Origin of the sequence: Pseudoalteromonas sp. APC 3893 (assembly GCF_030408095.1) — a bacterium.
Lineage (GTDB): Bacteria > Pseudomonadota > Gammaproteobacteria > Enterobacterales > Alteromonadaceae > Pseudoalteromonas.
Map to the genome: position 1 here is coordinate 1 of NZ_JASDCD010000038.1, position 15,503 is coordinate 15,503.

The 15,503-nt window shown below is 41.1% G+C and carries 9 protein-coding genes and 2 pseudogenes; all 11 read left to right on the plus strand.

What is annotated here, in order from left to right:
* Positions 1-509, plus strand: a pseudogene (locus QMA12_RS21170) (hypothetical protein); the annotation flags it as partial.
* Complete coding sequence (locus tag QMA12_RS21175; RefSeq protein WP_290211402.1) at positions 509-1,591, plus strand: DUF4150 domain-containing protein; 1,083 nt, start codon at positions 509-511, stop codon at positions 1,589-1,591. The pseudogene QMA12_RS21170 and the gene QMA12_RS21175, both read left to right, overlap by 1 nt.
* A 1-nt stretch (position 1,592) precedes the next feature.
* Positions 1,593-4,829: a hypothetical protein gene (locus QMA12_RS21180; RefSeq protein WP_290211403.1), complete on the plus strand. Its 3,237-nt coding sequence runs from the start codon at positions 1,593-1,595 to the stop codon at positions 4,827-4,829.
* Positions 4,830-4,838: 9 nt separating this feature from the next.
* Positions 4,839-5,828 carry a hypothetical protein gene (locus tag QMA12_RS21185; protein WP_290211404.1) on the plus strand — a complete coding sequence of 330 codons (990 nt, stop codon included), beginning with the start codon at positions 4,839-4,841 and terminating at the stop codon, positions 5,826-5,828.
* A 123-nt stretch (positions 5,829-5,951) separates the two neighbouring features.
* Positions 5,952-6,914, plus strand: a pseudogene (locus tag QMA12_RS21190) (DUF4150 domain-containing protein); the annotation flags it as partial.
* A 2-nt stretch (positions 6,915-6,916) separates the two neighbouring features.
* Entirely contained in the window at positions 6,917-10,198 is a 3,282-nt protein-coding gene (locus QMA12_RS21195) for a hypothetical protein (protein ID WP_290211406.1), read from the plus strand.
* Positions 10,199-10,206: 8 nt separating this feature from the next.
* Positions 10,207-11,253: a hypothetical protein gene (locus QMA12_RS21200; protein ID WP_290211407.1), complete on the plus strand. Its 1,047-nt coding sequence runs from the start codon at positions 10,207-10,209 to the stop codon at positions 11,251-11,253.
* A gap of 41 nt (positions 11,254-11,294) precedes the next feature.
* The gene (locus tag QMA12_RS21205) at positions 11,295-12,704 is read left to right on the plus strand and encodes a hypothetical protein (protein ID WP_290211408.1); all 1,410 of its coding nucleotides are present in this window, start codon (positions 11,295-11,297) and stop codon (positions 12,702-12,704) included.
* Between the two features lie 8 nt (positions 12,705-12,712).
* Positions 12,713-13,756, plus strand: coding sequence for a hypothetical protein (locus QMA12_RS21210; protein WP_290211409.1), 1,044 nt, complete (start codon positions 12,713-12,715; stop codon positions 13,754-13,756).
* Between the two features lie 41 nt (positions 13,757-13,797).
* Positions 13,798-14,967: a hypothetical protein gene (locus QMA12_RS21215; RefSeq protein WP_290211410.1), complete on the plus strand. Its 1,170-nt coding sequence runs from the start codon at positions 13,798-13,800 to the stop codon at positions 14,965-14,967.
* Positions 14,957-15,503: DUF2169 domain-containing protein (locus tag QMA12_RS21220; RefSeq protein WP_290211411.1), on the plus strand; the 547-nt coding region annotated here is incomplete at its 3' end. The genes QMA12_RS21215 and QMA12_RS21220, both read left to right, overlap by 11 nt.

Consider the following 15,503-nt stretch of genomic DNA (forward strand, 5'->3'; position numbering starts at 1 on the left):
ACTTAACTCAACTTAGCAACGACACGTTAATCATTTCTGTTGATTCATGTATTAGCTATCAGTATGTCAGCCAGCAAGCCAAACAAACCACAGTGCAAGTATTAAACGGCCCGCCAGGGGTGATCAATGGCGAAGGAGGGTATGCCTTATTAGTTCACCCTCAAGGAAACCTTACTGCAGATTTTTATGAAGGGCCACTGAGCGCGCAGTTAAGCCAAGCAAATTGCAGCAGCCAAGATAGCTACCTATTTGCAGGTGATCAATCACTAGTATGGCAAAAAAAATGGTACGCCTATACCCAAAAAATGTATAAAAAAGGTCAGCCGCTCATCGAGTGTGCAGAGCTTGCAACCGCCTTAGGCTACCAAGGAACTGCTAATTCATTAGCCGCACTAACATTGGCACAAAGCTATTTGTGCAACCCGCTTACCCGTTCGCTTAAGCAGGTATTTACTATTTTTAACGTGCCAAATGAGCAGCTAGTCAAAATTTCAAGGAGTGAAAACTAATGCCGTATATTAACGCCGCAGCAGGTAAGCAAACAGACAGTGTACAATACGATATTGACGCACTAACTGCCGATGTACGTACTGGTGGCTCTGTTACATGGCGACACAATAATCCTACTTTAATAGGTTTAAATAACAGTGCCCGCAGTCATGGCGCATTAGGTAAAGCCAACGGCATTGCTATTTTTGAAGACAAAGCCAGTGGTGACGCCGCCTTTTTAGCTGAGATTGCCAGACCAAAATACCGCGAGAAAACCCTTGGTGAAATGGTAAATATTTTTATACCCGATTACATAATTCCACCACCACAATGGGATAGCCAAAAAAACGAACCTAGGCTGCCGTGGAACGAGGCGCAAACTAATATGGATGTAAATAAACCCGTTAGTAACGCGCAGGCTTTTTTAGATTTAGTAGCTAGCCACATTGGCTGGGAATCGGGTAATCAAAAGCAGCTCATTAAAGACACTCAATCACAGGCCGCTCAAACCGCCACTGTATCAGGGCAAAATGTGCTTATAAATGGCCGCACTGCCGTTCACGTAGATAGCGGCGGAAAACTCATGACTGTAGATGTTTGCTTGACTACCGTAGGGACGAGTGTGGTACCCATACCTTATCCTAATAAAGCGCAATCAAGTGACGTAACCGACGTTGCCAGCTCAGTGAAAGTAAATGGCAATGGCAATGGCGCAGCTAACGTCAACAGTACTTTTTCACAAAGCTCAGGAGACTCTCCTGGAGATAAAAAAGGCATAGTGAGCGGCACCAATGATGGTGAAGCAGAATTTATACTAGGCTCGTTCAACGTATTAATCGAAGGCAAACCCGCCGTACGCCAAGGCGATTTAATGATTTCTAATTCTAAAAACACTCCACCCATGGCACTGATGCAATCCGGCGGCCCCGCCCCAAGAGGGTTGAGCGTGCAAGTAAGGGATTTAGGCGCAGAGAGCGAAGACCTGGCTGAGGCCGTGTATAACGTGAATGCACCGTCAAGTTCAGAGTTGTTAGGGCAAGGTCATTTTGAAGTCTCGCAAGGCGGACAAAAATCATCTCGCATGCTAAATCAAGGAGAGTAATGTGACGGTACAATATGTTCATAAGCCTAAAATTGCAGATGATAGCCAGCAGTGTGCGCTTGATTTAAAAATGCCAACTCTAGGCGGTGAAACCTGTGTGATCCCGTATGGTCAAGCTGCGACACAAAAGCAGTCTCAACCTAAACAGGTCGTAGAGTTGCCAGATTTAGTGGCTGTCGACTTACTGGTGTTTAAGGACCCAAGCCTTGATAAAAGCAAAGCAGGTAAAGCTGAGTTTATTCCAATGTTTAAAGGAAAAGATAAACTGGGAGAAGGCGAGGCTATTGGTTATTTTTATATATTCATCAATGGATATTTGTGGCGCGAAGTGGCCGCTTTACCACAAGGGGCTTTAAGTGAAGTTGATTTAAGACTATATCACGACAAAAACTTTCGTTCGTTTAATACTGCCGATGCATTTGAACTGGTCATTCCAACAAGGGCAATAGGTTTATTATCTACAAGTACCAGTGCCGATGTGCCTGATTTGCAAATTGCATTTTCAAGGGTGCAATGGTCATGGGATTATATAAACAAAATGGGCGGCATGTGGCCCAGTGACGCTCGGTTTGATAAAACGCCTCAATTATCAAAATGTGAAAATACCAATCAAGCAACGGATAACCGTGCTGCACGGATGCAATCTATCGACCTAACGAGCGCCCCAAGCTGGGCAAGTATAGAAAATATGGGAGCACCAAATAGTAAGCCGTGTATTTATGTTCATGATGTAGTGGGTATTGCGCAGTCACAAAAATTGGATGCTGACTATGAGCTACAGTTGCTCAAAGAGCATCAAGCTATTTTACAAAGTAACCCATTTTATAAATCGGCAATGCTTGCTCATCAGTTGTTTTTAAATGAGAAACTCTGGGAAACCAAGCTAACGACTCCCCCTTCAGGGAGGCAAGTTGAATACCCAACACCGGTGTTAAAAGATGAGCAAAGTGAACAAGCCCGTGATGCTGGTCGACATTTATCACCCGACGAGCTAGAAAAATACTTAGTTGGTTTAAATCCTGAGTGGGTCATTGAGCGCTTAGATAATTACATTACAGCACGTAAACATTTACAAGGCTTACATGAGTCGAAATGCAGCCAATCAGATCAATCTTTTAGTAGTATATGTTCGAGTAATTTAGTTCAGTCACCTGCTAGCTGGCAAGCCGTAATGTGTGACTTTTCCACGCTATCGCCTTGTGGTTATCCGTTTGCATTTGAGCTTTGCCATGAGCAATTAGCAAGCTTAATGTTACCTAATATACTTATACCGGCATTTATACCTGCGTTAACCAATGACACTGAAAAGCAGCGGCTATCAAGTGAGTTAAATGAGTTATTTAATAACGGTAAAGCTTATAACGAAGGATTAGTGGGTGATGACAACTCTTGGCTCAATATACAGTTTTGCCCAAATGATGAACTGTATGGTCAAAACTTAAGTGCAGCCACCGCAGATGAAGATAAAATAGGTCAAGAGCTCGGGGCTTTTGATCCGCGAAAGCTGCAGCAAGAGGTATTAAATGCTGAACTAAAACAACCAAGTATTCCAGCACTTTTTGTAGAATCTCGATTGCTCTCGGTGATTGAAAAAATCCTCTCAGAAACACTCATGTATTGGGAGCGAATTTTTAAAGAGCGAACATTTGCAGGGCGTGAGGAAAGTTTATTTTATGCCCGCGTCGGCTCATTAGCGAAAAGCTTTGGCATATCGCCACTGCACGATATTCAACTTCATGATATGGACGCCGTACCCAGTGATAGAATGATCATAAGTATGAGCTTTGTGCGTCACCCCCTCATTGAAAAAATCAAATCAACGAAAGGGCGAGCTGCGCTTAAAAATGCATTAGCCAGTATCGCCAAAGGAAAACCGGTTAATAATAACCAGCTGATCACCATTGCCCGTGAGCTCCATATGGATATAAACCCAGAAGGAGCGGCTCAATTTAAAACGCAAAGTGGTCAGCCTTATATGCTCAAGCAAGTACGCGCAGAAATATTGCAAATGCTCAATGAGGTTAATGATATTCAAGGCACGTTTAAATCGGTATCGGGTACTGTAGGTAAAGTACTTACCGCGCCCGCAAGCGATACCCCAGCCAGTATTGTGTATGAGCATAACCGCGACTTAGACCCCGCAGTGGCAGCCAGAATGGTCTCACCAAATAATTTTGGCAAAATGTGGTTTGAAACAAAACGAGGCTCATCCATTGCATTACTCGCTTTAACAGGCATAACCGCCTATTACATTTACGCAGAATATGAAAAGGAGTTTGAAGGGAAAGATTTGCTTTATAAGGGAATAAAACATATTGCTGTTATAGGTGGAGTTATCGCAGCCGTTGGCTCTGTGTGGGAGAATTACTCTAAATCAGCCAAAACGAGTTCTTTAACACAAGTACGTTTAACAACAACCGCGAATAAATTAACAGAGTCTTTAGGTAAGCTGGTTAAATTTACCTATCTTCGCTCATTTGGGGGCGCTATGGGTATACTCATGTCTGGCGTGCAAATGGCCGATGCGGTCGAAATGTGGGATAAGCATGATCGAGATGCTGCAACCGTGAACATGATAGCCGGTATGATGGGCATGACTTCGGCTATTTATGGTGCAATATTCGCAAGCATGGGCCCTATTGGCTGGGGGTTATTTTTAGGCAGTATTGTCCTCTCAATTGTAGCGGTAAGCCTAACGGATACTGAGGCCGAAAAGTGGTGTAAATTTGGCCCATTTGCAAAAAATAAAAAAGGTATTTGGCTCGGGGAACGTGATGCTGAGTATAATGATTTTTCAAACCCAGAGACTTACCATAAATTTATTATGGCAGTGCTGTTTTCACCCAAGGCGGACTATACCGAAGTCGCTAAAAATCAATACACTGTAGAGGTGAGCATTCCTAACTTTATTAAAGGGGAGTCAGAGCTTGCACTTAAATTTGGTTACAAGTTAAAAAACTTGTTAACCCCTCATAGTGTTGAGAATAAACATTATAGTTATACAGGTGTTACAGGTATAAAAGAATACCAACCAGTGCATGATGAAAAGGGGCAGCTTATTAAAGCGCTATACACCATTAATATTGCCTTTGAGAACCCAAATCACGTACTCAAAATAGCTAAAGTAAGGCCATTCCCAGAGCTGCGGTATGATAAAAACCTCACATTACCCCTAGATTTTGAGGCAATAGCAACACCTATCGAAAATCCGAGTTATCCAAACCCATGGGTTGTATAAAGGAGTAGTATGAGTATTTTTAAATATTTAGGTGGTGCTTTACCACGCAAAACAATCTTTAATAATTTTTTTCAAGAAAAAGGCGACACTAAATTATACAAAAGCTTTAATGGTTTGTGTTTGCTTGGAGACTGGCTGTATCAAGATAAGTTTGGCATAAAAAGCCAGCCTCATCGCTTTCAAAGTCATTCATGTGGTAATGACCCAATGCGAGCTTTGATATTTGGACCCATGTTTTTGGGGTTTGTTGGGAGCTGTGTTGTTGCTGTAGATATTCTGCTAATCCCATTTCATGGAGAGGACGACGCTTTTCATTGGTGGTTACTATACTTAGTACTAGGCTTGAACTTACTATTTTTAAACTTGCTACCAATTTGGAGTAAACTTTTCCCATCAAAGTTTGCCTATTTTGACCGCCAAACAGGTAAAGTGGGCTATACCTTTGATATTCCTGGCTGTGACGAGCGGGATGAATTTGGTAATTGCTGTTTTGATTGGCAGGATATGAAGTGTGTATTGGTAAACCAAAGCACCGACCAAGGAGGCTCTCGCGCCTTTTTCCCGGTGATATCGCACAAAGATAGAGATAAATACCCAAATACCAAAATGACCATAGTGGTCACTGAACTTGCACAAGACCCTATCTATTGTTTGTTATTTTGGGAGCGATTAGTGCGCTTTATGGATCACACCAAGCCATTGCCCGATATTCCAGAATACGAAGGCTATAGGCACCTTGACCCAATTACTGCTGAGTTTGATAAGCAAAACAATCGACCAGAAGTGTATTGGCGTGATATGAGCTTTAAACAACAAACCGAAATTTATGATGAGCTGTACAAAGAAGCCTGCGAAATAGACTGGTATAACGATGCACCCCAGCCCGAAATCACTAAACCATGGCAACGTTGGACACCCGAACCTGAACGAAAAGAAACACTTAATTGGAAATACAAAGCCAAGCAGTTATTTCTACAATTAACCTGTGGTATACCGTAAATAGTCATTCTTAAAATTAACTTTTTACCGCTCTTTAACAATCAGAAAAGGAATTCAAACCTAGGCGGCAGCAACTGCTGCCTAGGTTTATCGTCACGTTGGTGCTTTATAACATGTCACAAGAACCCCACTTTAATGGGCTTAAATAACAGCGCTCGAAGTCATGGTGCACTAGGTAAAGCCAATGGCATTGCTATTTTTGAAGACAGAGCAAGTGGTGACGCAGCTTTTTTAGCCGAAATTGGCCGCCCTAAATATCGTGAAAAAACCCTTGGAGAAATGGTAAATATTTTTATACCGGATTACATAATCCAGCCACCACAATGGGATAGCCAAAAAAACGAACCTATTTTACCGTGGACCGAGGCGCAAACTAATATGGATGTAAATAAACCCATAAGCAACGCGCAAGCATTCTTAGATTTGGTATCGAGTCACATTGGCTGGGAAGCTGGCAACCAAGAGCAACTTACTAAAGACACTCAATCACAAGCACCCCAAGTACAAGCAGTATCAGGGCAAAATGTGCTTATAAATGGCCGCACCGCAGTTCACGTCGATAGCGGCGGAAAACTCATGACGGTAGATGTTTGCTTGACTACCGTAGGGACGAGTGTGGTCCCCATACCTTATCCTAATAAAGCGCAATCGAGTGATGTAACCGACGTTGCCAGCTCAGTGAAAGTAAATGGCAATGGTGCTGCTAATATAAATAGTACTTTTTCACAAAGCTCAGGGGACTCTCCTGGTGATAAAAAAGGTATAGTCAGCGGCACCAATGATGGTGAAGCAGAATTTATACTAGGCTCATTTAATGTACTTATAGAAGGCAAACCCGCCGTACGCCAAGGCGATTTAATGATTTCTAATTCTAAAAACACCCCACCTGCGCCACTTATGCAATCCGGTGGCCCCGCCCCAAGAGGGTTGAATGTGCAAGTGAGGGATTTAGATACGCAAAGCGAAGACCCTGCAGAGGCAGTCTTTGACACAAAAGCAACATCAGATGAGTTGTTTTTAGGCCAAGGCACATTCAATATCTCGCAAGGTGGTTTTCAGAAAAATAAAGTGTTTGGTGAGGAGTAAGTATGTCTTCAATTCGTAATTATATTGTTAATGTTCCAGATGCTGATAGTCCTTGTTCACTCGATTTACATGTGCCAGCCTTATGCGGTGATAATTTGCTGGTGCCATTTGGTGAAGCTGAAGTTCAAACTAAGAATAACCCGAAAACAGCAGATCAAATCCCACAGAATTTAGTGATTACGCCACGCGTGTTTATTGATCCTTCTTTAGATAAAAGCATAGCAGCAGAGCCTAACTATATTGAGCAGCCAGATAATTTTGTTGAGAACACAGCATGCGGATACTTATATCTATTTGTTGATGGTTTTTTGTGGCGTGAATATGCTGCTCTTGGCTTTAATGGCTACAGTGAAATTGACCTAACGAAAGAACATAGTTTAGATGTTCGTAACTACTCAGGAGCCCATGTTAAGAACATTATAATCCCAACGGCAGCTAAAAATTTATACAATGGAAGTTCTCTTAATAAAACAAAAGTAGAGGTCGCATTTTCGAGAGTACAATGGTCATGGGATTATATTTGTACTTTAGGGGGGATGTTTGAAAGTGATAAACGGCTATCGCTCAAACCACTGCTGCAAAAATGTGATGACACTACTAAAGCTGCTGATTACAGGGCTCAAAGGTGTACCTTACTAGATTTTACTCAAGGGAAACCACCGATTTTAGACTCAGATGGAACACTGTATTTACACGATAAATTAGGTATTGCTCATCGTTTGTTTTTGCAAATGGAAATGGCTAAAGTCGTGATGCAATTTCAATATGATAAATTAAAATCTAAGCCATTTTATGATTCAGCAATACTTGCATATCAACTGTATTTAAATGAAAAACTTCATAAAAAAGTTTCAAAATATTCTCACGTAACAGGTATGAGCTATGAGCAGCCTAAAGACTTAAGCTCTGAGGCAAGCTCTCTACGCGACGTAGCTGAATACCTAGACCGAGAAGAAGTCGAAAAGTGGCTGATTTCAGACACTGCCATTAAGGCGTTAGAAGACTACTTACAATCTCGTAAGCAATTAACAGCTTTCTTTGAAGATAAGTATGAAAACGAAGCGCTGCAAACGATATGTGATAATAGCAATGTAGCACCAATACCCAACTGGAATTCGACTGTTCGTGATTTAACGTGCCTAAATAAAAACGCCTATGGTGCCGCTGTCAGCACTATTTATCAGTACTTAAATGCGACAAATGAACGTACCGCTGAATTGCCTATTTTTATAAAACCCATCACTGATAGTGCAAAGAAAAATGAACTTAAAAAGAGTTTAGCTGATGCTGAAAAAGAGGGGCAGGCACTTGCTAAAAATTTATGCAATGATTCACAAAGCTTTGTCAGAACACAACTAAGTGCTAAAGATAATGCTTATGGCCAAGATTTTAACAATGCGCAATATGCCAGTATTACATCGGATAAATCACAAGAACCCGGCACCTTTGACCCAGATAAATGGCAAATCCATTTTACAAACATTGCGCAAGCAGGTCACAGCTTGGGTAATACAGAAACCCTTATAGCCCATGTATTAAAAACATCAGATAAAATCCTCACAGAATTAATTAAATATTGGAAGCGCGCATTTGACCCAGCGGCTAATCCTAATGTGTCGAAACTTCAAATTACGGTAATTGGCGCAAGCTTAAAAGCATCAGGCATTGAGCCTTATGGCAATATAAAAATTCATAACTTTAATGACATACCAGAAGGGCATACAATTATTGGTGTTGATATAGTAGAAAACACCCTGTTTAAAGAACCTAAACTCAGGCGTGCAAGTAAAGCACTAGATAGAGTGATTAACGCGATAGATAACAATAAAAAACCAAGCGCTAAAGATATCAGTATTATTGCGGGGAATGTACCGCGTGAAGTCACGGGCGACAAAGGGGCGCATGGCACAGTGACCATCACGGATAGTAAAACAGGTAAAACAATTGGTGTACAAGCCTCTAAACACGCTGCTGCTTTTATACAAAAGGGGCTGGATACAAAAAATTTCGCTAAAGATTTATCAACACTCACGCTTGATGTTTTAACTTTGCCTACAGATCAAGTAACAAACTCGATGTTGGCAGCGCATTACAACAATTTAAACCCCATAAAAAGCACTGCAATGCGGTTACCATCAACAGCTAAATTAATGGATAACTGGATAAAATCAAACCCCGGGACCTTCTTTTTACTGGATTCAATCAGCACTATTAATACCTACAAAGAATATAAAAAGAATTTTGAAGGGAAAGGTTTTTTTTATGAGCTAGCAAAAAATATAGCGTCCATTTCTTCGGTTATTATCTCATCGGCCCAAGTATACGAGGCTTACTTTAATAGCCGCACTGCGATGTCAAAAGCGATGTATACAGAAGCTGCAAAAAAGCTTGAGATTAAAGGTGGTTACACTAAAGGCACTGTGCTGTTCACTAAGCTAAGGTTTGTAGCTGGGCTCGCAAGTGGGTTGACTTCTGCTTTATTGATATGGGATGCATACGATTTAAATAAAAAAGGGCAACATGGTGCAGCGCTTGCTAGTTTAATTGGTGGCGGTTTGGGTATTGTCAGTGCTTTACATGGTGCGGTATTTGTATCTATGGGCCCATTTGGGTGGGCGTTTTTAATTGGCAGTATAGTAAGTGGGTTAATTGTGAGTTATTTAACCCTAACGGATGCCGAAATATGGGCTAAATATGGCCCATTTTCAAAAGACTCATCTCAGCGAATACAGTTAGATAAACAGTCATCAAAAGCTACAGTGCCAGCCAATAATAAATATGAACCATTTGTAGACCCAACACTCTATATGCGGTTTATCACCTCGGTACTGTTCAGCCCACAAGTCGTAATAAAGCACCTCCAAGGCACTCACTATGTGATAGAGATAAATTTACCGCTTTATAACAACCACAATAGCGATGTGTACTTGAATGTGGGGTTAAAACGTTTTGCCAGAGGGGCGCAATCACTGAATGTTGATATTAAACCTATCAATGTGCCTAAAAATGGCCAGCCTATTTTATCCCAGACTAAATGGGGCGTTAAAGAAATAGCCTCATTACAACCACTGCAATTTCAACGTAATGACAATGGGCAAATAACCAAAGCGGTGTCGTTTGGTATGTTTGATGATAATTATGTGTTCAACGTCAGTGCTAAAGCGCGGGTTGATATTGAAGGTGTATCTTACCCACAAAAACTTATTTCATATAAAACCATTGATGAAGAAAAAGCCAACCCAGAAGACGCAACTGATTGGCAAAGCGCAGTACTTCACCTTTAAGGATATTCATGTCAATTTCATATAGATTTGCAAAACTAAATGCAAGAGTGATAGAAAACTCGCAGAACTTTAAACACTATATAGAATCACACCTTTTTGAATATAAAGGCATAATGGGTTTTTCTATAGTAGACTTGTTAATTTTTAATGGAAAAGAAAATAATAAAGTAAAACCTGAAAGTTTAGATAACAAAGGGCGCTATTTAGGTTTTCATAATGCGAGTGATTGGACGCTAGGCTTAACATTAGGGCCTATTTTTTTAGGGGTATTAGGTTCAATTTTCTCGGTTATTTTTTTTTTAGGGTGGGGTTATACTCAATTCACAGATAATCCGGAACAACTACCCGTTTGGTTTATTGTATTCGTCATTTGTTGGAACTTATTCTTTTTAAACTTTGGCCCCATTTTAGCGCGTTATATTCTACCTAAACGTGAAGTGTATTTTGACCGCCAAAACCAAACGGTGAGCTTTACCTGGTCGGTAGATAATGCCGATAAGAATGAGCACGGCCATTCGACTTTTCCGTTTACGGATATAGAAGCGTTTTATTCTAAAGCGAACCATTCTCAGGGGCATGGTGTGACCCATGCTATGTATATTGCCCATAAAGATTACGACAATCACCATGGTGCATTTAGTGAAATACGTGTAAAAGATAACCCACAAAACCCAAACTACTGCAAATACACATGGGAGCGGGTCGTGCGCTTTATGGACTTAACCAAGCCGCTCGTTGATTCACCTGAAGTAGAGCCGTTTCGTCACCTTGACCCAGTAACACACGACTTTGATAAGCAAAATAACCGCCCTGAAAAGTACTGGCGCTTAATGAGCTACAAACAGATGAAGCAAATAGAAGAAGAACTTGATGATGATATCTACCGCTTTAACTTTGACGGTGCTATCACTAACCCAAAACGCTGGGCAAATAAAGAAATTACCAAACCGTGGGAAAAGTGGCCAATAGACGAAAGCCTAAATCAACCAGACGATACACCGTATTGGAAACGACTAATAAAAACTCTTGCAATGCAAATTATTGCGGGTGTTTAAAAGTTATTGCTCTTTAATAATCAATCACAACGAGAGAGGCTATGTTTTTACCTGTCAATAAAGTAAAGCTGCATAAACAGCGTTTAACCACCTTGTTAAAGCATCGCCAAAAGCTGTTGCAACAAGGGGCATTTTCGCTTGCCCGCATTAATGTGATCGACACGCAGTTACTCAATCATTTATATACTTTAAGTGATTTAAAAAGTGATGCGCCTACAGATTATTTTGCAGGGCAAAATTTAACGCAAGTGAGTGAGCTTTCATGGCAAGGACTGTGTGAGCTTTCGCTTAATAACAGCGAGCATATTGATATTTATCGCTTAGTGGCGTGTGATTTATGTAATACACCGATTGCGGACATTACAGCGCACTTTAATGAGCTAAGAAGCACTGAGCAGTTAGCTCACTTTACGTTGTTGCAGCACAATGTTAAGCATTGGCAGCTTAGTGATTTAAAAGCGCTACGCACCAGTGTGATGGAAGGTAAAGAGCAGCCTCCAGCAATAGTTAAAACCTTACTCTTTTCGCAACCGCTTACAAGCAGTGAATTACTGGCAGCGGTATTACACGAGTATAAAGAAGGAACAGTCTTATTTATAAAGCTAAGGTTTGCAGCTGGCTTTGCAGGTGTTCTAACCTCTAGCTTATTAATATGGGATGCTTACGATTTAAATAAAAAAGGGCAACATGGCGCAGCGCTTGCCAGTTTAATAGGTAGCGGCTTGGGTATTGCCAGTGCTTTACATGGTGCTGTATTTGTATCTATGGGCCCATTTGGGTGGGCGTTTTTAATTGGCAGTATAGTAAGTGGGTTAATTGTGAGTTATTTAACCCTAACAGATGCAGAAACTTGGGCTAAATATGGGCCATTTTCAAAAGACTCATCTCAGCGAATACAGTTAGATAAACAGTCATCAAAAGCTACAGTGCCAGCCAATAATAAATATGAACCATTTGCAGACCCAAAGCTATATATGCGGTTTATCACCTCGGTACTGTTCAGCCCACAAGTCGTAATAAAGCACCTCCAAGGCACTCACTATGTGATAGAGATAAATTTACCGCTTTATAACAACCACAATAGCGATGTGTACTTGAATGTGGGGTTAAAACGTTTTGCCAGAGGGGCGCAATCACTGAATGTTGATATTAAACCTATCAATGTGCCTAAAAATGGCCAGCCTATTTTATCCCAGACTAAATGGGGCGTTAAAGAAATAGCCTCATTACAACCACTGCAATTTCAACGTAATGACAATGGGCAAATAACCAAAGCGGTGTCGTTTGGTATGTTTGATGATAATTATGTGTTCAACGTCAGTGCTAAAGCACGGGTTGATATTGAAGGTGTATCTTACCCACAAAAACTTATTTCATATAAAACCATTGATGAAGAAAAAGCCAACCCAGAAGACGCAACTGATTGGCAAAGCGCAGTACTTCACCTTTAAGGATATTCATGTCAATTTCATATAGATTTGCAAAACTAAATGCAAGAGTGATAGAAAACTCGCAAAATTTTAAACACTATATTTCCTCAAAAATGTATGAGTATAGTTCACCTAAAGGGTTAATGATTGTCCGATTTTTATTGGAGAAAGAAGATAATAAAAAAGTGAAACCACAAAGCTTAGATAATGAAGGCCGCTATTTAGGCTTTCATAATGCGGGTGATTGGACGCTCGGGTTAACATTAGGGCCTATATTTTTAGGGGCAACAGGTAGTATCGTGGTTGCTTGTATTTTTCTTATATGTCTCTACACTCAATTTACTGCTACCCCGGAACCCTTACCCGTTTGGTTTATTGTATTTGTTGTTTGCTGGAATCTATTCTTTTTAAACTTCAGCCCTATATTAGCGCGTTACATCTTACCTAAACGTGAAGTATATTTTGACCGCCAAAACCAAACAGTGAGCTTTTCGTGGTCAGTAAACAATGCAGAAAAAAATGAGCATGGCCATTCGACTTTTCCGTTTGAGGATATAGAAGCATTTTACGCTAAAGCGAACCATTCACAGGGCCACGGTGTGACCCATGCGATGTATATCGCCCATAAAGACTACGACAACCACCGTGGTGCATTTAGTGAAATACGGGTTAAAGATAATCCACAAAATCCAAACTACTGTAAGTATACATGGGAGCGCATCGTGCGCTTTATGGACGTAACCAAACCGCTCGTTGATTCACCTGAAATAGAGCCATTTCGTCACCTTGACCCAGTAACACACGATTTTGATAAGCAAAATAACCGCCCTGAAAAGTACTGGCGTTTAATGAGCTACAAGCAGATGGAGCAAATAGAAGAAGAACTTGATGATGATATTTACCGCTTTAACTTTGACGGCGCCATCACCAACCCAAAACGCTGGGCAAATAAAGAAATCACCAAACCGTGGGAAAAATGGCCAATAGATGAAAGCTTAAACCAACCAGACGACACCCCATACTGGAAACGCCTGATAAAAACCCTTGCAATGCAAATTATTGCGGGTGTTTAAAAGTTATTGCTCTTTAATAATCAATCACAACGAGAGAGGCTATGTTCGCACCTGTCAATAAAGTAAAGCTACACACACAGCGTTTAACCACCTTGTTAAAGCATCGTCAAAAATTGTTGCAACAAGGGGCGTTTTCGCATGCTCGCTTTAATGTGATCGACACGCAGTTACTCAATCATTTATATACTTTAAGTGATTTAAAAAGTGATGCGCCTACAGACTATTTTGCAGGGCAAAATTTAACACAAGTGAGTGAGCTTTCATGGCAAGGACTGTGTGAGCTTTCGCTTAATAACAGTGCGCATATTGATATTTATCGCTTAGTGGCGTGTGATTTATTTAATACACCGGAAAATGACATTACTGCACACTTTAATGAACTAAGAAGCACCCAGCAGTTAGCTCACTTTGAGCTGTTACAGCACAATGTTAAGCATTGGCAACTTAGTGATTTAAAAGCGCTACGCACCAGTGTGATGGAAGGTAAAGAGCAGCCTCCAGCAATAGTTAAAACCTTACTCTTTTCGCAACCGCTTGCAACGACTGAACTACATACAGCCACAACGCATAGCGATTTTAATATCACTTATGCGGCTTTGGTAAGCAGCTACTGTGCAGGGCATGATAATGTAAGCGATAAATTATTTAACGTGTTTGCTAAAACCGCTGATGAGCAGCAAAAAGCACAATTACTGGCCTTAGCAGGATTATTAAATGACACACGGTGGTACGAACCCTGTGCATTATTTTGTAAAGCAAACCCAGCGCACTGCTCGTTTGTATTAAGTCATTTTGTTTATAAACAAGCATTGCCATTAGTGATGGAGTTAATGGCCGTAGCCGTTACTCAACCAAGCGCTTACTCAGCGTGGTTAACGTTAACAGATAGGCCGCTTGCCAAAGCTGAAAAAATGTCAGTTGTGACGGCGAATAACGCAGCACAACCACAAAGCGGCATTAACCTTGATGATGCTGAGCATGTAAGGCAAGCTTTTGCGATGCAAACAGGTGAGCAACTTTTAATGGGTATTAGCTTTACCAAAGCTAATAGCGCACAACAACTCGCTAAACTAGCAGGCTCTATTGTACAGCGTGTCATTGCCCCACATTTTCAGCACAGTACCGCATGTGCGTTATTCCACGTGCAACAAAGTGCATCGCAGTGGCAAAGTTTGTTAAGTGAAAAAGCGGAGGGCGACCATGCTGCATAACTTTTCAGCTTGGCAAGCAAGTACCTTTTCTGGCTGGTTAGCAGACAGTACTGAAGGCCAAGTAGTACTAGTAAAACAAAGCTATGAATTCGACGAGCAAGGCAATGTTACAGCCATTGAACCAGGCCCTGATATTGTAATTGCTGATGATTATCAAGATGAACCTAATAACTCACCACTTTGTGAAGTAAACGAGCAGGTGGCTTTTAAGCACGGTTTTGAAGTGTATGGTAATTGCACAGCCTATCCACCTAAAGGTAAAGACGCGCGCGTAATTGAAGTTGAGTTGGGTCTTGATTCGCCTTCGCAACCTTTGTTTAAAAAGCGTTTACGAGTAACCGGAGCGCGTTATTGGCGACGGTCGTTACTTGGGCCCGTCGCCACAGATCCAGAAATCATTGCACCTATGGCGCTTAATTATATGCAAGCTTATGGTGGCAAAGAGCTAAATAACGACAGCAATACGTTATTAGAAAATCCAATTGGTCGTGGTTTTAAACTTAAAAATAAGCAGGCGGTTGGCCAGCAACTGCCAA

What these genes read in the sequence shown, in the direction of transcription:
- QMA12_RS21175 (WP_290211402.1), top strand. Translation starts at nt 509, where the DNA reads ATGCCGTATATTAACGCCGCAGCAGGTAAGCAAACAGACAGTGTACAA.
- QMA12_RS21185 (WP_290211404.1), top strand. Translation starts at nt 4,839, where the DNA reads ATGAGTATTTTTAAATATTTAGGTGGTGCTTTACCACGCAAAACAATC.
- QMA12_RS21195 (WP_290211406.1), top strand. Translation starts at nt 6,917, where the DNA reads ATGTCTTCAATTCGTAATTATATTGTTAATGTTCCAGATGCTGATAGT.
- QMA12_RS21200 (WP_290211407.1), top strand. Translation starts at nt 10,207, where the DNA reads ATGTCAATTTCATATAGATTTGCAAAACTAAATGCAAGAGTGATAGAA.
- QMA12_RS21205 (WP_290211408.1), top strand. Translation starts at nt 11,295, where the DNA reads ATGTTTTTACCTGTCAATAAAGTAAAGCTGCATAAACAGCGTTTAACC.
- QMA12_RS21210 (WP_290211409.1), top strand. Translation starts at nt 12,713, where the DNA reads ATGTCAATTTCATATAGATTTGCAAAACTAAATGCAAGAGTGATAGAA.
- QMA12_RS21215 (WP_290211410.1), top strand. Translation starts at nt 13,798, where the DNA reads ATGTTCGCACCTGTCAATAAAGTAAAGCTACACACACAGCGTTTAACC.